Source organism: Oerskovia enterophila (genome assembly GCF_044748475.1).
In the GTDB taxonomy this organism is placed as follows: Bacteria; Actinomycetota; Actinomycetes; order Actinomycetales; family Cellulomonadaceae; genus Oerskovia; species Oerskovia enterophila.
This window is the reverse complement of sequence record NZ_JBIVFZ010000001.1, coordinates 342,144-361,731: the sequence shown is the minus strand read 5'-3', so window position 1 is coordinate 361,731 and position 19,588 is coordinate 342,144. Positions and strand designations below refer to the sequence as shown.

Sequence of the window (19,588 nt, the reverse complement as noted above, 5' to 3'; positions counted from 1 at the left end):
TACCGGCACCGAGGCCCGCACCGCCCCCGCTGCGAGCCGACCGGTCCGGTCGCTCGTCAGCATCCCTGACAAATGACAACGGCCCCGGTGGACGATGTCCACCGGGGCCGTTGTGCGCAAGCGCTGGATCAGCGCTTGGAGTACTGCGGAGCCTTACGGGCCTTCTTGAGCCCGGCCTTCTTGCGCTCGACGACGCGGGCGTCGCGGGTCAGGAAGCCGGCCTTCTTGAGCGCCGGGCGGTTGTGCTCGGCGTCGATCTCGTTCAGCGCACGGGCGATGCCCAGGCGCAGAGCGCCGGCCTGGCCGGACGAGCCACCACCGTTGATGCGGGCGATGACGTCGAAGCGACCCTCGACGTCGACCAGCTTCAGCGGGGAGTTGACCAGCTGCTGGTGCACCTTGTTGGGGAAGTACCCCTCGAGGGTGCGGCCGTTGATCTTCCACTGGCCGGTGCCGGGCACCAGGCGCACGCGGGCGATGGCCTCCTTGCGACGGCCCAGGGCCTGCGCGGGGGCGGTGATGCTCTGGCCACGGCCCGTGGGGGCTGCGCTCTCAGAGGTGTAGTTGCTGGGAGTCTCTTCGTCCAGCACGTCGATGTCGACGGTGGTCTCGGCCACTGGTGTGTCCTCGCGTCCTAAGTTCTCGTCTACGAGCAGGCGGAGCCTACTGCGCGACCTGGGTGATCTCGAAAGTCTTCGGCTGCTGCGCGGCGTGCGGGTGCTCAGAGCCTGCGTAGACCTTGAGCTTGCCGAACTGGGCGCGGCCGAGCGAGGTCTTGGGGATCATGCCGCGGACGGCCTTCTCCACAGCACGCTCGGGGTGCTTCTCCAGCAGGTCGCTGTAGGCGACCGCCCGAAGACCACCCGGGTAACCGGAGTGGGTGTAGGCAAGCTTCTGCTCGCGCTTGTTGCCGGTGAGGGCGACCTTGCCGGCGTTGATGACGATGACGAAGTCACCTCCGTCGACGTGAGGCGCGAAGGTGGCCTTGTGCTTGCCACGGAGCAGGGTCGCCACGTGGGTGGCGAGGCGGCCCAGGACGACGTCGGTCGCGTCGATGACGTACCAGTCACGCTGGACGTCGCCGGGCTTCGGGGTGTACGTACGCACGGTCGTAGCCTTCGTTTCGTGTCTTCGATGTCTTCGGCGCAGGAGCCTGCGTCCGACAAGTCGTTCGGCCTTCGGTCGACGGATGTCCACGTCACGGAGCGAGTGGGCGCACAAGTGACGAGATAACCGAAGGGGAAGCACAACGACTCAACAGACTACCTGGACGGCCCATGCAGGGTCAAAACAAGATGCGTCACACCGAGGGCGAAAAGGACCTCGGTGTGATCAGCCTCGTCGGACGGCACGGGCTCTGGTGCCAGACAGCCGATTCAGGCGGTTGCCCGGTGGTTGTCGTGGGAGAGACCGGTCATCGCGTCTTCCCGAGGTCGAGGATACGCGCCCGGGCGCAGTTCGGCACAGGCGTCGCACTGGAGCGTGCGCGCCAGGCCCGCGCAGTCGGTGCAGAACAGGCGCAGCGTCTGGCACCCGGGGTCGACGCAGTTCTCGTACTTCGCGGTCGCCGCGCCGCACTCGCAGCACGCGCCGAGCGGGACCGTGTCGTCGCCGAACTCGACGTGCATGCGCTCGTCGAACACGTAGAGCGACCCTTCCCACAGCCCCTGGTCGCCGAACGTCTCGCCGTAGCGGACGATCCCGCCGTCGAGCTGGTAGACCTCCTCGAAGCCGCGCGCGAGCATGAGCGAGGACAGGACCTCGCACCGGACGCCGCCCGTGCAGTAGGTCACGACGGGACGACCCTTGAGGTCGTCGTACGCGCCCGAGTCGAGCTCCGCGACGAAGTCACGCGTCGTCGCGACGTCGGGTACGACCGCACCGCGGAACTTGCCGATCGCGGCCTCGAACGCGTTGCGGCCGTCGAAGAACACGACGTCCTCGCCACGCTCGGCGACCAGCTCGTGGAGCGCCTCGGGGGCGAGGCGCACCCCGCTGTCGACCACGCCGTCCTCGTCGACCGCGATCTCGTCGACGGCCCCGAAGCTCACGAGCTCGGGCCGGACCTTGACGGACAGGCGGGGGAAGTCGCGCCCCGTGCCGTCCGACCACTTGACGTCGATCCCTGCGAAGCCCGGGTACTGCTTGGTGGTCTTGACGTACTGCTTGAGGTTCTCGACCGTCCCGCCGAGCGTGGCGTTGATGCCGTGCTCGGAGACGATGACGCGGCCCGTCAGGTTCCACTGCTCCCCGAGCGAGCGTTGCCACAGCTGCACCGCGCGCGGGTCGGCGAGCGGTGTGAAGGCGTAGAAGAGCACGATCTTGGGGACAGCCATTGCTCCATTTTAGGAGCCCGACGGCGCCGCGCAGGCCGTGCTATCGGCTCTCCGTGGGGCGTGTGGTCTTCCTCACCGCGTCCCGTCCTCGCGTGGGGCCCGTCCCGGCGCCGTCATGTCTCGCCGTCGCCCGACCGACCCTGAGCCGGCGACCGGGGGGGGGCGCCCCGACGACGGGGCGCCACCGGTCGGCCGGTCAGCGCTGCCGCTTGACGCGCTCGACGTCCCACACGGGCTCGGGGGTCTCGACGACGCGGCCGTCGGAGCCGAAGACCACGAACCGGTCGAAGCCGCGCGCGAACCACCGGTCGTGCGTGACGGCCATGACCGTGCCCTCGAACGCCAGGAGGCCCGCCTCGAGCGCCTCGGCCGAGTGCAGGTCGAGGTTGTCGGTCGGCTCGTCGAGCAGCAGGAGCGTGGCTCCCCCGAGCTCGAGGAGCAGGATCTGGAAGCGCGCCTGCTGGCCGCCCGAGAGCGTCTCGAAACGCTGCTCGGCCTGACCGACCAGCTCGTAGCGGTCGAGGGCCTTGCTCGCGGGCTCACGCCCCATGCCGTCGCGCGCACCGTCGCCGCGGTGCAGGATCTCGAGGAGCGTGCGGCCCTCGAACTCGGGGTGGGCGTGGTTCTGCGCGAACCACCCCGGGCGCACGCGCGAGCCGAGCACGGCGCGGCCCGTGTGCGCGACGGGCGGGACCACGGCCGCGTCGCCCGGAGCACCCGCGGTGCCCGCAGCGCCCACAGCGCCCACAGCGGACTCGTAGACCGGCCGGTGCTCCACGTCCGGGTCCGACCCACCCCGCGCCAGCAGGCGCATGAAGTGCGACTTGCCCGAGCCGTTGGACCCCAGGATCGCGACGCGCTCGCCGAAGAAGACCTCGAGGTCGAACGGCTCCATGAGGCCCGTGAGCTCGAGCCGCTCGCACGTCACGGCGCGCTTGGCCGTGCGTCCGCCCGTGAGCCGGACCTTGACGTTCTGCTCGTGGGCGAGCACCTGCGGCGGGCCGGCCTCCTCGAACTTGCGCAGGCGCGTCTGGGCGGCCTGGTAGCGGCTCGCGAGCCCGTCGTTGAACGCCGACTTGTTCTTGAGCATGTTGACGAGGTCCTTGAGCTTGGTGTGCTCCTCCTCCCAGCGGCGCAGCAGCTCCTCGAGGCGGCGGCGGCGGTCGGCCCGCGCCTCGGCGTACGTGCCGAACCCGCCGCCGTGCACCCAGATCGTGCCGCCCGCGGCCGTGGGCTCCACGGTGGCGACCTGGGTCGCGGTGCGCGCCAGGAGCTCGCGGTCGTGGCTGATGAACAGCACGGTCTTGGGCGAGGCAGCGAGCTTCTCCTCGAGCCAGCGCTTGGTCGGCACGTCGAGGTAGTTGTCGGGCTCGTCGAGGAGCAGGACCTCCTCGGGGCCGCGGAACAGTGCCGTGAGGACCAGGCGCTTCTGCTCGCCGCCCGACAGCGTGCGGACCTCGCGGAACTGGGCCTGGTCGAACGGGATGGACAGGACCTCGTCGGTGACCTTGTCCCACTCGGCCTCGGCCTCGTAGCCGCGCGCGTCGGCCCAGTCGGCGAGCGCCTGGGCGTAGCGCATCTGGGAGGGGGTGTCGTCGACCGTCATGATGTCGAGCTCTGCCGCGGCGAGCTCGCGCGCGGCGTCGCGGATCGAGGGCTGCGCGAGGTCGACGAGCAGGTCGCGGACCGTGCGCTCGTCGTCGATGCGGCCGACGAACTGGCGCATGACGCCGAGCCCGCCGCTGCGTCCCACGGTGCCGCCGTGCGGCGACAGGTCGCCCGCGACGATGCGCAGGAGCGTCGTCTTGCCGGCGCCGTTGGGTCCGACGAGCGCGACCTTGGCCCCGTCCGCGACGCGCAGGGTGGCCCCCGCGAGGAGGGGACGCCCGTCGGGCAGGAAGTAGCTGATGTCGCTGATGTCGATGTGACCCACGGGCTCATCCTCCCTGCCCGAGGCCCCGGATGACGATTCCTTTCCGCCCGGGCAGCCGCGGGCGCCGGGCCCCGGACAGCGAGCGGGCTCGCCTGCGACACCCTCGCGACGCCCGACGGCGAGGCGCACCCCGGGCGGGCCGGTGCGCCCGGGGTGCGCTCCGCCGTCGGGCAGGGGTCAGCGCTTGCCGCCGCCCAGCAGGCCGCCCAGCCCGCCCAGGATGCTCCCGAGACCGCCGCCCGAGCCCCCCTGACCGCCACCCAGGAGCCCGCCCAGCAGGTCGCCGATCCCGCCGCCCCCGGCGGCCTCCTGCGTCCCGGTCGGCTGCTCGCTCTTGCCCCCGAGCTGCTTGGCGAGGAACGACAGCGCGATGGGCGCGAGCGCCGGGAGGATCGAGGCCAGGACGTTCGACTGCGTGCCGCTCTTGTCCGCGAGCTGCGCGACCACCTGTTCCTCGTTCGAGCCGAAGATGTTGCGGACGATCTTCTCGCCGTCGGCCGTGTCGACGTCGTCGAGGTTCACGCCGCCCTCGACGAGAGAGGGAGAGTGCTGCCCGAGGGCCTTGCGGAGCGACGCGGCCCCGGCCGGGTCCTGCGCGTTGGCCTGGAGCCCGCCGATCAGCGCGGGGAGCGCGGTCGTGACCGCCTGTTGGGCGGTCGCCTCGTCCACGCCGAGCCTGCCGGCGAGCTGGTCGAGAGGGATGGCGGACAGGAGGTCGTCGATCGATGCCATGGGGACTCCTGGTTCAGGCCGCCCCGTGGGTCGAGGACGGCGTCGTCACGGGACGCACGTGACCGCAGGCGCCTCGGACGGTCGCCCGCCGGGAGTCCTGCGGCGCACGTGGTCCGAGCCTAGTCCGCAGGAGGCCGGATCCGCCCGGTGGGCTGCACGAACGCGCCACCGGTGCGAGTGTGGAGGCATGAGCGACGACACACCGGCCACCCGGACAGACCCTGCCCTCGGCACCGAGGGCGACTCCGACCAGCTCCAGCGGGACGACACCCTGGTCGACCGCGGCGTCGACGACGTGCTCGACGAGGGGTACGCACCACCCGAGCGCGCACCCCTGACCTACGCCCACCCCGAACGGCTCGAGGAGGACGGCGAGTCGCTCGACCAGCGCCTCGCCGACGAGGAGCCCGAGGACTGGGACACCGACCCTCTCGACCGCCCCGACACGACCCGCTCGGGCCGCCTCGTGGCGGACGCCGACGCGCTCGACGGGCGCGTCAACGACACGTACGCGGACGACGCCGGGATCGACGGCGCCGCGGCGAGCGCCGAGGAGGCCGCGGTCCACATCGTCGAGGAGCCGTAGGGGCGGGCCTGCAGGGGGCGCGGGACACCGGCGCTACGAGCTCGGGGACGCCCCTGCTCCGGCGGCCGGTGCCGCGGTGCCCGCGTCCCACACGTCCTCGTCCATGCGCACCGCGCGCACGCGCTCGGCGCGGGCCGCGAGCTCGTCGTCGGGCGGGTACGTGACGGCCTCGAGGACCAGGCCGTGCGGGGGCACGACGCCGGCCCCCGCGTCCCGGCGTCTCGCCGCCAGGACCTCGGCCGGCCACGAGACGGGGCGGCGCCCCTCCCCCACGGCGACCGACGCCCCGACGAGCGCCCGGACCATGTTGTGGCAGAAGGCGTCCGCGCGGACGTGCGCGACGACGAGCCCCTCGTCGGGGCCGCCGGTCGCGCGCTCCCAGGACAGGTGCTGGAGCTCGCGGATCGTGGTCGCGCCGGGACGCGGCTTGCAGAAGGCCGCGAAGTCGCGCACACCGAGCAAGGGCTGCAGCGCCTCGTGCATCGCGTCCGCGTCGAGCGGCTTGCGGTTCCACAGGACCCACTCGCGACGCAGCGGGTCGCGCAGGGCCGGGTCGTCGACGATCCGGAACGTGTAGCTGCGGTAGAGGGCCGAGAAGCGCGCGTCGAACCCCTCCGGCGCCCGGGAGGCCCGGTGCACCACGATGTCCCCCGGCAGCACTCCTCCGAGCCGTGCGACGAGCGCCTCCCCCGGCTCGCGGTCCGACCGGCCCGGCATCGCGTCCCACACGGCCCGCGGGAGGTCGACGTGGGCCACCTGCCCGCGGGCGTGCACGCCCGCGTCGGTGCGCCCCGCGACCGTCAGGCGCGGCGGTTCACCGCGAAGGATCTGCCCCAGACCGTCCTCGAGGGCGCCCTCGACGGTCCGCAGACCGGGCTGTCGGGCCCAGCCCGCGAAGGCGGTGCCCTGGTAGGCGAGGTCCAGGCGGACGCGGACCGGCTGCTCGTTCGTCACGTGCACCTACGCTAGCGCCCGTTAGTGTGCAGACATGCCCGAACGTCCCGCCGCGACCGACCCCGCCGACCTGCGCACCCTCGCGGTGGACTGCGGCGGAGGCGGCATCAAGGCCAACGTGCTCGACGCCGCGGGGACCGCGCACGCGACCGCGGTGCGGGTACCCACGCCCTACCCGCTGCCGCCCTCACTCCTGGTCGACGTCATCGCGCAGATCGCCGACCGCCTGCCCCCCGCCGTACGTGTCACGGTCGGCATGCCCGGCATGATCCGGCGTGGGGTCGTCGTGCACACCCCGCACTACATCACGCGCTCGGGCCCGCGGAGCAGGGTCGACCCGGCGCTCGCCGAGCAGTGGGCCAGCTTCGACGTCCAGGCCGCCGTGAGCGAGCGCCTCGGGATCCCCGCGCTCGTCCTCAACGACGCCGAGGTCCACGGGGCAGGGGTCATCGCAGCGTCTGGCCTCGAGCTCGTCCTGACCCTCGGCACGGGCCTCGGTTCCGCGCTCTTCCACGGAGGGCGCCTCGCACCCCACCTCGAGTGGTCCCACGCCCCGGTACGACGCGGGACCAACTACGACGAGTACATCGGGGAGGTCGAGCGACGCAGGCTCGGGAACGGGCTGTGGTCGCGGCGCGTCGTGGCGCTCGTCGACGGCCTGCGCCCCGTCTTCTGGTGGGACCGCCTCTACCTCGGCGGGGGCAACTCGCGCCAGATCACGCCGTCCGCGCTCGAACGGCTCGGCGACGACGTCGTGATCGTCCCCAACTCGGCCGCGCTCGTGGGCGGGGCCCGGGCGTGGGACCTGCCCCTGGCCTGAGCGGACCGGGCGGTCCCGGCAGCGGGATCAGGTCCGCTGCGACTCCGTCCCCGCGACCTCCCCGTACGCCTCGAGGACCGCCCGGTTGAACGCGACGGGCCGGTCCAGGCTCACGAGGTGCTTGGCCCCGGGGATCACGACGAGCTCGGCCGTGGCCCCTCCCGCCCGGGCCGCCGCCACGAACTCGCGCTCGCCGAGGCGGAAGTGGTCCCACCGGCCGTTGACGAACCACACCGGCGAGCCGGTCGCGGCCAGAGCCGTGAGCGGGTCCGAGGCGCCCACCTCGTCGAGGATCGCGGTCATGGCCGTCAGGGCGAACCCGCCCGCCCCGATGTCCACGATCCCTGCTGCAGGCAGGGTCCGGTCGACCAGCGCCTGGTTGATCGCCGCGCCGTTGTCGGGCAGCTTCTCGATCCGGTCGGCCGCGACGCGCCACGCTCCCCGCAGCGGCGAGCCGGGGACTGTGCAGCAGCTCGCGGCGACGAGACCCGCGACCTGCTCGGGGAACCGCGCGCGGTGCTCGATCCCGACGTACCCGCCGAGCGAGAGCCCGACGACGAGCGCCCGGCCGCCCAGGTCGTCCACGGCACGAGCGACGGTCGCCACCGCACCCTCGAGCGTGAACGGCTCGCCGATGCGTCGGCCGTGGCCCGGCAGGTCCGGCGCGACGGCCACGACACCTGCACGGTCCATGGCCTCGAGCTGCGCACGCCACATGGTGCGGGACGTGCGAGAGCCGTGGACGAACAGCACCGGGAGAGCCATGTCGACCAATCTAGGACGAACGGACCCGCGACGCGGTCGGTGGACGGTTCATGGTCACCGAGGTCGAGGCCCGTTGGTCCCGACGCCTCAGGCCCGTGCTCGGTCGTCGCGCTGAAGGACGGGCCGGGGCAGCCTGACGCCGTCGACCGCGGGACGATGACCGCCCGACGCCCGCTCCGCCGTCGGGCATGGCGAAGGGCCCGGCACCAGATGGTGCCGGGCCCTTCAGGAGGTACCCGTCCGGCTATGCCGGAGCGAGATCAGTCCTCCTTGGAAGCCGGAGCGTCCTCGACGACGGGAGCGTCCTCGACAACAGGAGCGTCCTCGACCTTGGCGGCCTTGGGCTTGCTGGTCTTCTTCGTGGCCTTCTCGGCCTCGCGGACGACAGCCTGCTTGGGGCTGACGGGCTCGGTCACGAGCTCGATGACGGCCATGGGGGCGTTGTCGCCCTTGCGGTTGCCGACCTTCGTGATGCGCGTGTAGCCACCGTTGCGCTCCGCCATCTGCGGGGCGATCTCGGTGAAGAGCGTGTGCACGACGGACTTGTCGCGAACGACGGTCATGACGCGACGGCGAGCCGACAGGTCACCGCGCTTCGCGAACGTGATGAGACGCTCGGCCAGCGGACGCAGGCGCTTGGCCTTGGTCTCGGTGGTCGTGATGCGGCCGTGCTCGAAGAGCGCCGTGGACAGGTTCGCGAGGATGAGACGCTCGTGAGCCGGGCCACCGCCGAGCCGCGGACCCTTGGTGGGGGTAGGCATTGATCTTGCTCCTTAGAAGTGGATCGTGCGTGCGGCCGAGCCGCTCGCACGGAAGGTCAGTACTGCTGCTGCTCGTCGGAGAACGTCGCCTCGTCCTCGTCGGCCTCGTAGTAGTCGGCCGTCGAGGGGTCGAAGTCCAGCGGCGAGTCCTTGAGGTTCAGGCCGAGCTCAGCGAGCTTCTCCTTGACCTCGTTGATGGACTTCGCGCCGAAGTTCCGGATGTCCAGCAGGTCTGCTTCGCTGCGAGCGACGAGCTCGCCGACCTGGTGGATGCCCTCGCGCTTGAGGCAGTTGTACGAACGGATCGTGAGGTTGAGCTCCTCGATCGGGAGCGCCAGGTCCGCGGCGAGAGCGGCGTCCGTCGGGGACGGGCCGATCTCGATGCCCTCGGCCTCGACGTTGAGCTCACGGGCGAGGCCGAAGAGCTCGACGAGCGTCTTGCCGGCCGAGGCCAGCGCGTCGCGCGGGGAGATCGCCTGCTTCGTCTCGACGTCGACGATCAGCTTGTCGAAGTCGGTGCGCTGCTCGACACGGGTCGCCTCGACCTTGTACGTGACCTTGAGGACCGGCGAGTAGATCGAGTCGACGGGAACACGGCCGATCTCGGCGTCGAAGGACTTGTTCTGGTTGGCGGAGACGTAGCCACGTCCACGCTCGACCGTGAGCTCGATCTCGAGCTTGCCCTTGTCGTTGAGGGTGGCGATGTGCAGGTCCGGGTTGTGGACCTCCACACCCGCCGGCGGAACGATGTCCGCGGCGGTGACCGCGCCAGCACCCTGCTTGCGCAGGTACATCACGACCGGCTCGTCGTTCTCCGAGGAGACCACGAGGTTCTTGATGTTGAGGATGATCTCGGTGACGTCTTCCTTGACACCGGACACCGTGGTGAACTCGTGGAGCACACCGTCGATACGGATCGAGGTCACTGCAGCGCCCGGGATGGACGAGAGCAGCGTGCGACGAAGCGAGTTGCCGAGGGTGTAGCCGAAGCCAGGCTCGAGCGGCTCGATGGAGAAGCGCGAACGGTTCTCCGAGAGGACCTCTTCGGTCAGGGTGGGGCGCTGTGCGATCAGCACTGGTGTGTTCCTTTCAGTGTGCGTCCGCCATATGACGCATCACGGGCAACGCTGTGCCGGGGCGGGACTCTGTCCACCCGCCCAGGTGGCTGCGCCCGCCGCCGCGCCGACCCGACGAGGTCGGGTGCGGCGCGACGGCGAGCGAAGCGGAAGATCAGACGCGGCGACGCTTCGGGGGGCGGCAGCCGTTGTGAGCCTGGGGCGTCACGTCCTGGATCGAGCCGACCTCGAGGCCGGTCGCCGTGAGCGAGCGGATCGCGGTCTCGCGACCGGAGCCCGGGCCCTTGACGAAGACGTCGACCTTCTTGACGCCGTGCTCCTGGGCGCGGCGAGCCGCGGACTCGGCAGCGAGCTGCGCGGCGAACGGGGTCGACTTGCGCGAGCCCTTGAAGCCGACGTGGCCGGCCGAGGCCCAGGCGATGACAGCACCGGTCTGGTCCGTGATCGACACGATCGTGTTGTTGAACGTGCTCTTGATGTGAGCCTGGCCGTGAGGGACGTTCTTCTTGTCCTTGCGGCGCGGCTTGCGAGCCGCGGTGGCGCGAGTCTTGGGAGGCATTTCTGAGTTCTCTCCTGGTCTGAGGTGTTCGGACCGGGTCGGCGTGCGCTGCGCGGGTGAACTCGAGGTTCAGGCGAGCGGCACGCGTCCCACGGACTACTGCTTAGCGGGCCTTCTTCTTGCCGGCCACGGTGCGCTTGGGTCCCTTGCGGGTACGCGCGTTGGTCTTGGTGCGCTGCCCGCGGACGGGCAGGCCGCGGCGGTGACGCAGGCCCTCGTAGCAGCCGATCTCGACCTTGCGGCGAATGTCAGCAGCCACCTCACGGCGGAGGTCACCCTCGAGCTTGTAGTTGCCCTCGAGGTAGTCACGCAGCGCGACGAGCTCGGTGTCACCGAGGTCCTTCACGCGAACGTCCGGGGAGATCCCGGTGGCGGCCAGCGTCTGCTGGGCGCGGGTACGGCCGACGCCGTAGATGTAGGTGAGCGCGATCTCGAGCCGCTTCTCGCGGGGGAGGTCGACGCCGACAAGACGTGCCATGTGCCTTTCGGCTCCTCTGTACTTCGTTCGGAGGTCTACCGCACCATCTTCCCGCGGAGCTGCGGGCCCCGGCCTCCGAGCCGGGGGTTCCCCTCAGTGGGCCCGTGCGGCCCGACCGTGAGGTTCGTGGTGATGCGCTGGTTGGCACCCGAGGGTGCCGGCGACCGGTCCGCTCTCGCGGACCTGGATCACCGTGCGCCGGAGCGCCGGGGACTCAGCCCTGGCGCTGCTTGTGGCGCAGGTTCTCGCAGATCACCATGACGCGACCGTGCCGGCGGATCACCTTGCACTTGTCGCAGATCTTCTTGACGCTGGGCTTGACCTTCATCAGTCTGTTCCTCCGCCGCCGCACGCACGCGCAGGCGAACCCAGGCTTGCGGCAGCAGTTGTTTCGAGTGGTGGATTCTTGACGACTACTTGTAGCGGTAGACGATCCGGCCACGGGACAGGTCGTACGGGCTCAGCTCCACCACCACCCGGTCCTCAGGGAGGATCCGGATGTAGTGCTGTCGCATCTTGCCCGAGATGTGAGCCAGAACCTTGTGCCCGTTGGCCAGCTCCACGCGGAACATCGCGTTCGGCAAGGCCTCGACCACGCTGCCCTCGATCTCGATGACACCGTCCTTCTTTGCCATATCCTCCGCTAACTCTCGTCTGAACTGCTTCCCACGCACCCGTGCTCTACGAGGACCGGTGAGTGGACGTCGTGTGTGGTCCGGCCCGTCGTCGGTCAGTTCGACTCGCACGGGAAACGCGGACTACACCCAGCGGACTATCCTACGGCATGGATCACCGCGAGGGAACCGCGGGGCTGTGCACCCGGTCACCCCGGACTGCAGGGGTCGGGCATGCGCCGCCGGCACGGCGGACGAGCGACGGCCCGCCCCGGACCGGAAGGGGTCAGGACGGGCCGTCTTCTCGATTCAGGCCTTCTCCGGGCCGTCAGACGTCGAGCGGGGCGATCGTGACGCCGAGCTCGGCCAGCTTGGCCGCACCGCCGTCAGGGGCCGTCAGGACCCAGATGCCGTCCTCGAGGATCGCGACGCTGTGCTCCCAGTGAGCAGCACGAGCACCGTCGTCGGTGACGACCGTCCAGTCGTCCTCGAGAACCTGCGTGAAGCGCTCGCCACGCGTCACCATGGGCTCGATCGCGAGGCACATGCCCGGCTTGAGCCGAGGGCCGCGCTCGCGCGTCCGGTAGTTCAGGACGTCCGGCGGCTGGTGCATCGAGGTACCGATGCCATGGCCGACGTACTCCTCGATGATCCCGTACGCGACGCCGTCCGCGGCAGCCGAGGCCTCGATCGAGTCCTCGACCGCGTTCCCGACGTCACCGAGCCGTTCGCCGGTCGCCAGGGCGGCGATGCCCGCCCAGAGCGCCCGTTCGGTTGCCTCGACCAGCGCGACGTCTGCGGCGTCCGCCTCCGGCAGCACGAACGAGAACGCGGAGTCCCCGTGCCAGCCGTCGACGATCGCGCCGCAGTCGACCGAGACGACGTCGCCCGGGAGGAGCTCGCGTGTCCCGGGGATGCCGTGCACCACCTCGTCGTTCACCGAGACGCAGAGCGTCGCCGGGTAACCGTGGTACCCCAGGAACGACGGGGTGGCACCGGCGTCACCGATGACTGCCGCCGCCAGGGCGTCCAGGTCTGCGGTCGTCATGCCGGGACGCACCGCCGAGCGGACCGTGGCGAGCGCGTCAGCGACCACCAGGCCCGCCCGGCGCATGGTGCGCACCTGGTCGACCGTCTTGTACTCGATCTTCTCGCGGCCGAACACTTCTCGCTCCAACCGTCCCGGGTCAGCCGACGAGAGGCGCGAGCGCCTCGACGAGACGCGTGGTCACGTCGTCGATCTCACCGATGCCGTCGACCTGGGCGAGCAGACCGCGCTCGGCGTAGGCCGACGTCAGCGGAGCCGTCTGCTCGGCGTAGATGTCCAGACGCCGAGCGATGGCCTCCTCGGTGTCGTCCTCGCGGCCCTCGATCTCCGCACGCTTGCGCAGACGAGCCAGGAGCTCGTCACGGTCCGCGGTGAGCTCGAGGACGGCGTCCAGGCGGACGCCGAGGTCCGCGAGGATCTCGTCGAGCTCGACGACCTGCGCCGCGTTGCGCGGGTAGCCGTCGAGGATGAAGCCGCGCGCCACGTCGTCCTGGGCGAGACGGTCACGGACCATCTCGTTCGTCACGGAGTCCGGGACGAGCTCACCCTTTGCGGTGTACTCCTGGACGAGCCGGCCCAGCTCGGTGCCGCCCTTGATGTTCGCACGGAAGATGTCGCCCGTGGAGATCGCAGGGATGCCGTAGTGCTCCGCCAGGCGAGCTGCCTGGGTGCCCTTGCCTGCACCCTGGGGACCCATGATGATCAGGCGAGCGGAGCGCGTGCCGGAACGCTGAGCGTCGGCAGTCAACTCTGAGGTCAACGGAGGAACCCTTCGTAGTGACGCTGCTGCAGCTGCGAGTCGATCTGCTTGACCGTCTCGAGACCGACGCCCACGACGATGAGGATCGAGCTACCGCCGAACGGGATGTTCGTGCTCACCCCCAGCAGGACGAGGACGAGCGTCGGGATGAGCGCAACGAGCGCGAGGTAGATGGCACCCGCGGAGGTGATGCGGGTGATGACGTAGTCCAGGTACTCCGCCGTCGGGCGGCCGGCACGGATGCCGGGGATGAAGCCGCCGTACTTCTTCATGTTGTCGGCGACCTCGTCCGGGTTGAACGTGATGGCCGTGTAGAAGAAGCAGAAGAAGACGATCAGGAGCACGTAGATCGAGATGTGGATCGGCGAGGCCGGGTCCGCGAGGTACTTCGAGACCCACTGGACCCATCCGGCCGTCGCGTCGCCGAACTGGGCGATGAGACCGGGGACCGCGAGCAGCGACGACGCGAAGATGACCGGGATGACACCCGACATGTTGATCTTGATCGGGATGTAGGTGCTGGAGCCGCCGTACATCTTGCGTCCGACCATGCGCTTCGCATACTGCACGGGCACACGGCGCTGGGACTGCTCGACGAAGACGACGAGCCCGATGACCAGGATGATGACCGCGATCATGATGGTGAAGTTCACGGCGCCGTTGGCGCCACCTGCGATGGACCACAGAGCCGTGGGGAAGCTGGCGGCGATCGAGGTGAAGATGAGGAGCGACATGCCGTTGCCGACGCCGCGCTCCGAGATGAGCTCACCGAGCCACATGATCAGACCGGTACCGGCGGTCATGGTGATGACCATGAGGGCCGAGGTCATGAAGCTGTCGTTCGGGATGACCTCGACCGGGCAGTTCGGGAAGAGGAAGCCGCTGCGGGCGGTCGTGATGACCGTCGTGGACTGCAGGATCGCGAGGGCGATGGTCAGGTAGCGCGTGTACTGCGTGAGCTTCGCGGTACCGGACTGACCCTCCTTGTGCAGAGCCTCGAAGTGAGGGATGACCACGCGGAGCAGCTGCACGATGATGCTCGCGGTGATGTACGGCATGATGCCGAGCGCGAAGATCGAGAGCTGGAGCAGGGCTCCACCGCTGAACAGGTTGACCATTCCGAGGAGGTCGTTCTGCCCCTGGGCCGCGATGCACTGCTGGACGTTGGCATAGTCCACGCCGGGGGTAGGGATGAACGAGCCCACACGGAAGATCGCCATGATGGCGATCGTGAACAGCAGCTTGCGCCGCAGGTCAGGTGTCCGGAAAGCCCGGGCGAATGCGCTGAGCACCTATCCTCCTGGCCCGCTCGAGGCGGGATGTCGTGTCGCCGGGGTTCGGCGAGATGTGACGCACCCGGCACGGGACGCCACTGGGCACCTTAGCCGCTGCGCCGCGATGGACGGCAATTTGAGACAACCGGCAGTGATTCTACGTTCCCCCGAGCGAGGCTGGTACCGGCTACCACGCCTCTAGACGCAGACAGGGCCGACAGCGCATAGCGCTATCGGCCCTGTCCTTCGTATCAGTTCTCCGAGATGGAGCCACCGGCCGCAAGGATCTTGTCCTTGGCGGAACCAGAGAGCGCGTCGACCGCGACCTCGAGCTTGACGGTGATCTCACCCGTGCCGAGCACCTTGACGAGCTCGCCCTTGCGGACGGCTCCCTTGGCGACCAGGTCCTCGACGGTGACGGAGCCACCCTCGGGGTACAGCGCGGAGAGCTTGTCCAGGTTCACGACCTGGTACTCCGTGCGGAACGGGTTCTTGAAGCCACGAAGCTTGGGCAGACGCATGTGGAGCGGCATCTGACCACCCTCGAAACGCTCCGGCACCTGGTAACGAGCCTTCTGGCCCTTGGTACCACGGCCGGCCGTCTTACCCTTCGACGCCTCACCACGACCCACACGGGTCTTGGCCTTCTTGGCGCCGGGGGCCGGACGGAGGTGGTGCACCTTCAGGGTGCCACCAGCGCCGACGGTCTGCTGAGCCTCGGCCTTGGGGGCCTCGGCGACAGCAGCCTTCTTGGCAGGAGCCTTCTTCTTGGGAGCGTCGGTCGAAGCCTCGACCGCGGTCTCCTTCTTGGCCTTCTCAGCCATGATCACTCGACCTCCTCAACGGCGACGAGGTGCGCCACCGTTGCGACCATGCCGCGGATCTCCGGGCGGTCCTCCTTCACGGCGGTGTCGCCGATCCGCTTGAGGCCCAGAGTGCGCAGCGTGTCGCGCTGATTCTGCTTGCCGCCGATGGCGGACTTCGTCTGGGTCACCTTGAGTCGAGCCATCACGCACCTACCCCAGCTGCACGTGCACGCAGGAGGGCGGCCGGAGCCACTGCCTCGAGCGGCAGGCCACGGCGCGCTGCAACAGCCTCAGGCTGCTCCAGGTTGCGCAGGGCCTCGACCGTTGCGTGCACGATGTTGATCGCGTTGGACGAACCGAGCGACTTGCTCAGGACGTCGTGGATGCCCGCGCACTCCAGCACGGCGCGCACCGGACCACCGGCGATAACACCGGTACCCGGAGCGGCCGGACGCAGGAAGACGACACCGGCGGCTGCCTCGCCCTGGATGGGGTGAGGAATGGTGCCCTGGATGCGGGGAACCTTGAAGAAGTTCTTCTTGGCCTCCTCGACACCCTTGGCGATCGCCGCGGGAACTTCCTTCGCCTTGCCGTAGCCGACGCCGACGGTACCGTCGCCATCGCCCACCACGACGAGCGCGGTGAAGCTGAAGCGACGGCCGCCCTTGACGACCTTGGACACGCGGTTGATGGTGACGACGCGCTCGACGAAGGCGTTCTTCTCGGCGGCGTCACCACGGCGACCGTCACCACGGCGACCGTCGCGACGAGCGTCGCCCCGGCCTCCGGAGTTGCGGTCGGTCGACTCGTTGGCGGCACCCGTAGGGGCGCCGGTGCTGCTGCGCTGCCCTGCAGCCATCAGAGAATCCTTTGCTTCCGTACCGTGTACACGGTGGTGGTTTCGGCCATCATCACAGGGACAGACCGCCTTCGCGGGCCCCGTCGGCGACTGCAGCCACCCGGCCGTGGTACTTGTTGCCACCGCGGTCGAAGACGACCGAGTCGACACCAGCGGCCTTGGCACGCTCTGCGACGAGCTCGCCGACCTTGCGGGCCTTCGCGCTCTTGTCGCCCTCGAGCGACCGCAGGTCGCCCTCGATGGTCGAAGCGGAAGCAACGGTCTGGCCGATCGTGTCGTCCACGATCTGCGCCGTGATGTGGCGCGCGGAGCGCGTCACCACGAGGCGGGGACGAGCAGCCGTGCCGGCAATCTTCTTGCGCAGGCGGAGGTGGCGGCGCTTGCGCGAGACCGCCTTGCCCTTGCCGAGAACCTTGAGAGCCATCGTTACTTACCAGCCTTTCCGACCTTGCGGCGGACGACCTCGCCGGCGTACCGCACACCCTTGCCCTTGTACGGCTCGGGCTTGCGGATCTTGCGGATGTTCGCAGCGACCTCGCCGACCTGCTGCTTGTCGATGCCCGCGACCGAGAACTTGGTCGGGGACTCGACAGCGAAGGTGATACCAGCGGGCGCGGACACCACGACGGGGTGGCTGAAGCCCAGAGCGAACTCCAGGTCAGTGCCCTTCGCGGTCACGCGGTAACCGGTACCGACGATCTCGAGCTTCTTCTCGTAGCCCTCGGTGACACCGGTCACCAGGTTTGCGAGAAGCGTGCGGGTCAGGCCGTGCAGAGCGCGCGACGAGCGCTCTTCGTTGGGGCGCGTCACCACGAGGGTGGAGGCGTCCTGGGAGACCTCGATGGGGGCGGGGATGGTGTGCTCCAAGGAACCCTTCGGGCCCTTGACCGTCACCAGTGCGCCGCTGATCGTGACATCCACTCCGGCGGGAACCGGAACGGGGATCTTGCCGATACGAGACATGGCGTATCTCTCCTTTCCGATTACCAGACGTAGGCGAGGACTTCTCCGCCCACGCCCTTCTTGGCTGCCTGACGGTCGGTCAGGAGGCCGGAGGACGTGGACAGGATCGCCACGCCGAGGCCACCGAGAACCTTGGGCAGGTTGGTCGACTTCGCGTACACACGCAGGCCGGGCTTCGACACGCGGCGCACACCAGCAAGGGAGCGCTCACGGTTCGGGCCGAACTTCAGCTGGATCGTGAGGTACTTGCCCACGGGGGCGTCCTCGACGGTCCAGCCGGAGATGTAGCCCTCGGCCTGCAGGATCTCAGCAATGTGCGACTTCAGCTTCGAGAACGGCATCTGAACCGTCTCGTGGTAAGCCGAGTTCGCGTTACGCAGACGGGTCAGCATGTCTGCGATCGGGTCGGTCATCGTCATTGGGCTTCAGCCCTTCCTCGCCGGGGTATCTGGCCGGTTCCCCGAGGGGAACCGTGCCAGACCTACGACGTAGTTGTTACCAGCTGCTCTTGGTGACGCCGGGAAGCTCGCCACGGTGTGCCATCTCGCGAACGCAGATACGGCACAGGCCGAACTTGCGGTACACGGAGTGCGGGCGACCGCACTTCTGGCAGCGAGTGTAGGCGCGAACCGCGAACTTAGGCTTTGCGGCTGCCTTGTTGACCAGGGCCTTCTTCGCCATATCAGTTCTGCTCCTTGAAGGGGAAGCCGAGACGGCGCAGCAGGGAGCGGCCCTCGTCATCGGTCGTCGCCGTCGTCACGATCGTGATGTCCATACCGCGGACGCGATCGATCTTGTCCTGGTCGATCTCGTGGAACATCGACTGCTCCGTGAGACCGAAGGTGTAGTTGCCGTGTCCGTCGAACTGCTTGGGCGACAGGCCGCGGAAGTCGCGGATACGCGGCAGCGCGATGGACAGCAGGCGGTCGAGGAACTCCCACATGCGCTCGCCGCGCAGCGTGACGTGCGCGCCGATCGGCATGCCCTCACGCAGCTTGAACTGAGCGATGGACTTGCGGGCCTTGGTGACCTGCGGCTTCTGGCCGGTGATGGCCGAGAGGTCGCGGATGGCACCCTCGATGAGCTTCGAGTCCTTGGCCGCGTCGCCGACACCCATGTTGACGACGATCTTCGTCAGTCGTGCAACCTGGTTGACGTTCTCGTGGCCGAACTCCTCGAGGAGGCCGGCGACGATCTCGTCGCGGTAGCGCTGCTTGAGACGCGCGATCTCCGGGGCTTGCAGTTCAGTGCTCATCAGATGTCCTTACCGGAACGCTTGGCGACGCGCACGCGGACGTTACGCGTACGGCCGTCACGCTCGACCTCTTCGGTGCGGTACCCGACGCGGGTGCCCTTCTTGGTCTCCGGGTCGACGACCATCACGTTGCTCACGTGGATCGGCGCCTCGACGACCTCGATGCCACCGGTACGCGTCCCACGCTGGGACTGACCCACCTTGGTGTGCTTCGTGACGCGGTTGATGCCCTCGACGATCACGCGGTCGGAGTCCGTGAGGACCTCGAGCACGCGACCCTGCTGGGTGCGGTCCTTGCCAGAGATGACGACCACCAGGTCGCCCTTCTTGATCTTCGCCATGTTCAGAGCACCTCCGGAGCCAGCGAGATGATCTTCATGAACCGCTTGTCGCGCAGCTCGCGGCCCACGGGGCCGAAGATGCGCGTGCCACGGGGCTCGCCGTCGTTCTTGAGGATCACGGCCGCGTTCTCGTCAAACTTGATGTAGGAACCGTCCGGACGACGGCGCTCCTTGGCGGTGCGGACGATGACCGCCTTCACGACATCGCCCTTCTTCACGTTGCCGCCGGGGATAGCGTCCTTGACGGTTGCGACGATGACGTCGCCGATTCCGGCGTAGCGACGGCCCGAACCACCGAGAACACGGATGCAGAGAATCTCCTTCGCACCCGTGTTGTCGGCGACGCGAAGTCGCGACTCCTGCTGGATCATGTAATGAACTCCTGTCGTCGAGCTGGTTCTCGCCGAGCGAGCCTTGCCGAACGGATAGCTGTCAGTGCCGGGTCCCTTGCGGGTGAACCGGCCAGGCGCGGCGGGGTACCGCCACCCTGTCTACTGGTTGCCGCACCTTGGTGCGGCCCGAGACCGGTCGTGGGGGGGGGGGGGGCCCCCCCGCCCCCCCCCCCGGGCCCCCCCCCCCCCGGGGGGGGGGGCCCCGCCCCCCCCCCCCCCCCCCCCAGGCGGGGGCCCCCGGGGGGGGGGGCAGCAAAATAAAACGTAGACCCCCCC

At 69.3% G+C, this 19,588-nt stretch carries 28 protein-coding genes; 2 read left to right on the top strand and 26 right to left on the bottom strand.

Features of this window, described 5'->3' with window-relative positions; genetic code table 11:
• Window positions 1–128: 128 nt before the first annotated feature.
• The 5 genes from rpsI to ACIPWA_RS01560 all read right to left on the bottom strand — a co-directional run bounded on the left by rpsI (window position 129) and on the right by ACIPWA_RS01560 (window position 5,001).
• Window positions 129–617: a 30S ribosomal protein S9 gene (gene rpsI / locus ACIPWA_RS01580; RefSeq protein ID WP_056653832.1), complete on the bottom strand. Its 489-nt coding sequence runs from the start codon at window positions 615–617 to the stop codon at window positions 129–131.
• A gap of 46 nt (window positions 618–663) precedes the next feature.
• Window positions 664–1,107 carry a 50S ribosomal protein L13 gene (gene rplM, locus ACIPWA_RS01575; RefSeq protein ID WP_030151909.1) on the bottom strand — a complete coding sequence of 148 codons (444 nt, stop codon included), beginning with the start codon at window positions 1,105–1,107 and terminating at the stop codon, window positions 664–666.
• Window positions 1,108–1,376: 269 nt separating this feature from the next.
• Window positions 1,377–2,336, bottom strand: coding sequence for an oxygen-dependent tRNA uridine(34) hydroxylase TrhO (gene trhO, locus ACIPWA_RS01570; protein ID WP_082849001.1), 960 nt, complete (start codon window positions 2,334–2,336; stop codon window positions 1,377–1,379).
• 196 nt (window positions 2,337–2,532) lie between these two features.
• Complete coding sequence (locus ACIPWA_RS01565) at window positions 2,533–4,269, bottom strand: ATP-binding cassette domain-containing protein (RefSeq protein ID WP_400287824.1); 1,737 nt, start codon at window positions 4,267–4,269, stop codon at window positions 2,533–2,535.
• 177 nt (window positions 4,270–4,446) lie between these two features.
• On the bottom strand, window positions 4,447–5,001 hold the full coding sequence (locus tag ACIPWA_RS01560) for a DUF937 domain-containing protein (RefSeq protein WP_400287823.1): 555 nt from the start codon (window positions 4,999–5,001) through the stop codon (window positions 4,447–4,449).
• Window positions 5,002–5,188: 187 nt separating this feature from the next.
• Between ACIPWA_RS01560 and ACIPWA_RS01555 the strand changes: the two genes are divergently transcribed.
• On the top strand, window positions 5,189–5,587 hold the full coding sequence (locus ACIPWA_RS01555) for a DUF5709 domain-containing protein (RefSeq protein ID WP_400287822.1): 399 nt from the start codon (window positions 5,189–5,191) through the stop codon (window positions 5,585–5,587).
• 33 nt (window positions 5,588–5,620) lie between these two features.
• Here ACIPWA_RS01555 and truA read toward each other — a convergent pair whose 3' ends face one another.
• Window positions 5,621–6,541, bottom strand: coding sequence for a tRNA pseudouridine(38-40) synthase TruA (gene truA / locus ACIPWA_RS01550; protein ID WP_400287821.1), 921 nt, complete (start codon window positions 6,539–6,541; stop codon window positions 5,621–5,623).
• A gap of 34 nt (window positions 6,542–6,575) precedes the next feature.
• On the opposite strand from truA, the gene ACIPWA_RS01545 reads away from it, so the two are divergent.
• Window positions 6,576–7,361 carry an ROK family protein gene (locus ACIPWA_RS01545; protein ID WP_056762577.1) on the top strand — a complete coding sequence of 262 codons (786 nt, stop codon included), beginning with the start codon at window positions 6,576–6,578 and terminating at the stop codon, window positions 7,359–7,361.
• A gap of 27 nt (window positions 7,362–7,388) precedes the next feature.
• Here ACIPWA_RS01545 and ACIPWA_RS01540 read toward each other — a convergent pair whose 3' ends face one another.
• The 20 genes from ACIPWA_RS01540 to rplN form a co-directional block, all read right to left on the bottom strand.
• Window positions 7,389–8,126, bottom strand: coding sequence for an alpha/beta fold hydrolase (locus ACIPWA_RS01540; protein ID WP_056653815.1), 738 nt, complete (start codon window positions 8,124–8,126; stop codon window positions 7,389–7,391).
• Window positions 8,127–8,386: 260 nt separating this feature from the next.
• Window positions 8,387–8,887: a 50S ribosomal protein L17 gene (gene rplQ, locus ACIPWA_RS01535; RefSeq protein ID WP_191801403.1), complete on the bottom strand. Its 501-nt coding sequence runs from the start codon at window positions 8,885–8,887 to the stop codon at window positions 8,387–8,389.
• A gap of 56 nt (window positions 8,888–8,943) precedes the next feature.
• A complete protein-coding gene (locus tag ACIPWA_RS01530) occupies window positions 8,944–9,963 on the bottom strand; it encodes a DNA-directed RNA polymerase subunit alpha (RefSeq protein ID WP_056653808.1) in 1,020 nt (339 codons plus the stop codon).
• A 154-nt stretch (window positions 9,964–10,117) separates the two neighbouring features.
• Window positions 10,118–10,522, bottom strand: a complete 405-nt coding sequence (gene rpsK, locus ACIPWA_RS01525) for a 30S ribosomal protein S11 (protein WP_056653805.1) — start codon at window positions 10,520–10,522, stop codon at window positions 10,118–10,120.
• A gap of 103 nt (window positions 10,523–10,625) precedes the next feature.
• The gene (rpsM, locus tag ACIPWA_RS01520; RefSeq protein ID WP_030151919.1) at window positions 10,626–11,000 is read right to left on the bottom strand and encodes a 30S ribosomal protein S13; all 375 of its coding nucleotides are present in this window, start codon (window positions 10,998–11,000) and stop codon (window positions 10,626–10,628) included.
• A gap of 214 nt (window positions 11,001–11,214) precedes the next feature.
• The gene (gene rpmJ, locus ACIPWA_RS01515; RefSeq protein ID WP_009740505.1) at window positions 11,215–11,328 is read right to left on the bottom strand and encodes a 50S ribosomal protein L36; all 114 of its coding nucleotides are present in this window, start codon (window positions 11,326–11,328) and stop codon (window positions 11,215–11,217) included.
• A gap of 85 nt (window positions 11,329–11,413) precedes the next feature.
• Window positions 11,414–11,635 carry a translation initiation factor IF-1 gene (gene infA, locus ACIPWA_RS01510; RefSeq protein WP_012867920.1) on the bottom strand — a complete coding sequence of 74 codons (222 nt, stop codon included), beginning with the start codon at window positions 11,633–11,635 and terminating at the stop codon, window positions 11,414–11,416.
• Between the two features lie 307 nt (window positions 11,636–11,942).
• Window positions 11,943–12,779 carry a type I methionyl aminopeptidase gene (gene map / locus ACIPWA_RS01505; RefSeq protein WP_056762582.1) on the bottom strand — a complete coding sequence of 279 codons (837 nt, stop codon included), beginning with the start codon at window positions 12,777–12,779 and terminating at the stop codon, window positions 11,943–11,945.
• 22 nt (window positions 12,780–12,801) lie between these two features.
• A complete protein-coding gene (locus ACIPWA_RS01500) occupies window positions 12,802–13,422 on the bottom strand; it encodes an adenylate kinase (RefSeq protein ID WP_255354269.1) in 621 nt (206 codons plus the stop codon).
• On the bottom strand, window positions 13,419–14,714 hold the full coding sequence (gene secY / locus ACIPWA_RS01495) for a preprotein translocase subunit SecY (protein WP_056653799.1): 1,296 nt from the start codon (window positions 14,712–14,714) through the stop codon (window positions 13,419–13,421). The genes ACIPWA_RS01500 and secY overlap by 4 nt, the downstream gene beginning before the upstream one ends.
• Window positions 14,715–14,947: 233 nt before the next feature.
• Window positions 14,948–15,520 carry a 50S ribosomal protein L15 gene (gene rplO, locus ACIPWA_RS01490; protein WP_082609121.1) on the bottom strand — a complete coding sequence of 191 codons (573 nt, stop codon included), beginning with the start codon at window positions 15,518–15,520 and terminating at the stop codon, window positions 14,948–14,950.
• 2 nt (window positions 15,521–15,522) lie between these two features.
• Window positions 15,523–15,705: a 50S ribosomal protein L30 gene (gene rpmD, locus ACIPWA_RS01485; RefSeq protein WP_030151924.1), complete on the bottom strand. Its 183-nt coding sequence runs from the start codon at window positions 15,703–15,705 to the stop codon at window positions 15,523–15,525.
• A complete protein-coding gene (gene rpsE / locus ACIPWA_RS01480) occupies window positions 15,705–16,361 on the bottom strand; it encodes a 30S ribosomal protein S5 (RefSeq protein ID WP_056653795.1) in 657 nt (218 codons plus the stop codon). Before rpsE ends, rpmD begins: the two co-directional genes overlap by 1 nt.
• A gap of 52 nt (window positions 16,362–16,413) precedes the next feature.
• Window positions 16,414–16,785: a 50S ribosomal protein L18 gene (rplR, locus tag ACIPWA_RS01475; RefSeq protein WP_056653792.1), complete on the bottom strand. Its 372-nt coding sequence runs from the start codon at window positions 16,783–16,785 to the stop codon at window positions 16,414–16,416.
• A gap of 2 nt (window positions 16,786–16,787) precedes the next feature.
• Window positions 16,788–17,324 (bottom strand): 50S ribosomal protein L6, encoded by a 537-nt coding sequence (rplF, locus tag ACIPWA_RS01470; protein WP_056653788.1) that lies wholly within the window; start codon window positions 17,322–17,324, stop codon window positions 16,788–16,790.
• 20 nt (window positions 17,325–17,344) lie between these two features.
• Window positions 17,345–17,743, bottom strand: coding sequence for a 30S ribosomal protein S8 (gene rpsH / locus ACIPWA_RS01465; protein WP_030151928.1), 399 nt, complete (start codon window positions 17,741–17,743; stop codon window positions 17,345–17,347).
• Window positions 17,744–17,819: 76 nt separating this feature from the next.
• Window positions 17,820–18,005 carry a type Z 30S ribosomal protein S14 gene (locus ACIPWA_RS01460; RefSeq protein ID WP_012867931.1) on the bottom strand — a complete coding sequence of 62 codons (186 nt, stop codon included), beginning with the start codon at window positions 18,003–18,005 and terminating at the stop codon, window positions 17,820–17,822.
• Between the two features lies 1 nt (window position 18,006).
• Complete coding sequence (gene rplE, locus ACIPWA_RS01455; RefSeq protein WP_056653785.1) at window positions 18,007–18,579, bottom strand: 50S ribosomal protein L5; 573 nt, start codon at window positions 18,577–18,579, stop codon at window positions 18,007–18,009.
• On the bottom strand, window positions 18,579–18,920 hold the full coding sequence (gene rplX, locus ACIPWA_RS01450; protein ID WP_056653782.1) for a 50S ribosomal protein L24: 342 nt from the start codon (window positions 18,918–18,920) through the stop codon (window positions 18,579–18,581). Before rplX ends, rplE begins: the two co-directional genes overlap by 1 nt.
• A gap of 2 nt (window positions 18,921–18,922) precedes the next feature.
• Window positions 18,923–19,291: a 50S ribosomal protein L14 gene (gene rplN / locus ACIPWA_RS01445; RefSeq protein WP_056653778.1), complete on the bottom strand. Its 369-nt coding sequence runs from the start codon at window positions 19,289–19,291 to the stop codon at window positions 18,923–18,925.
• Window positions 19,292–19,588 lie beyond the last annotated feature (297 nt).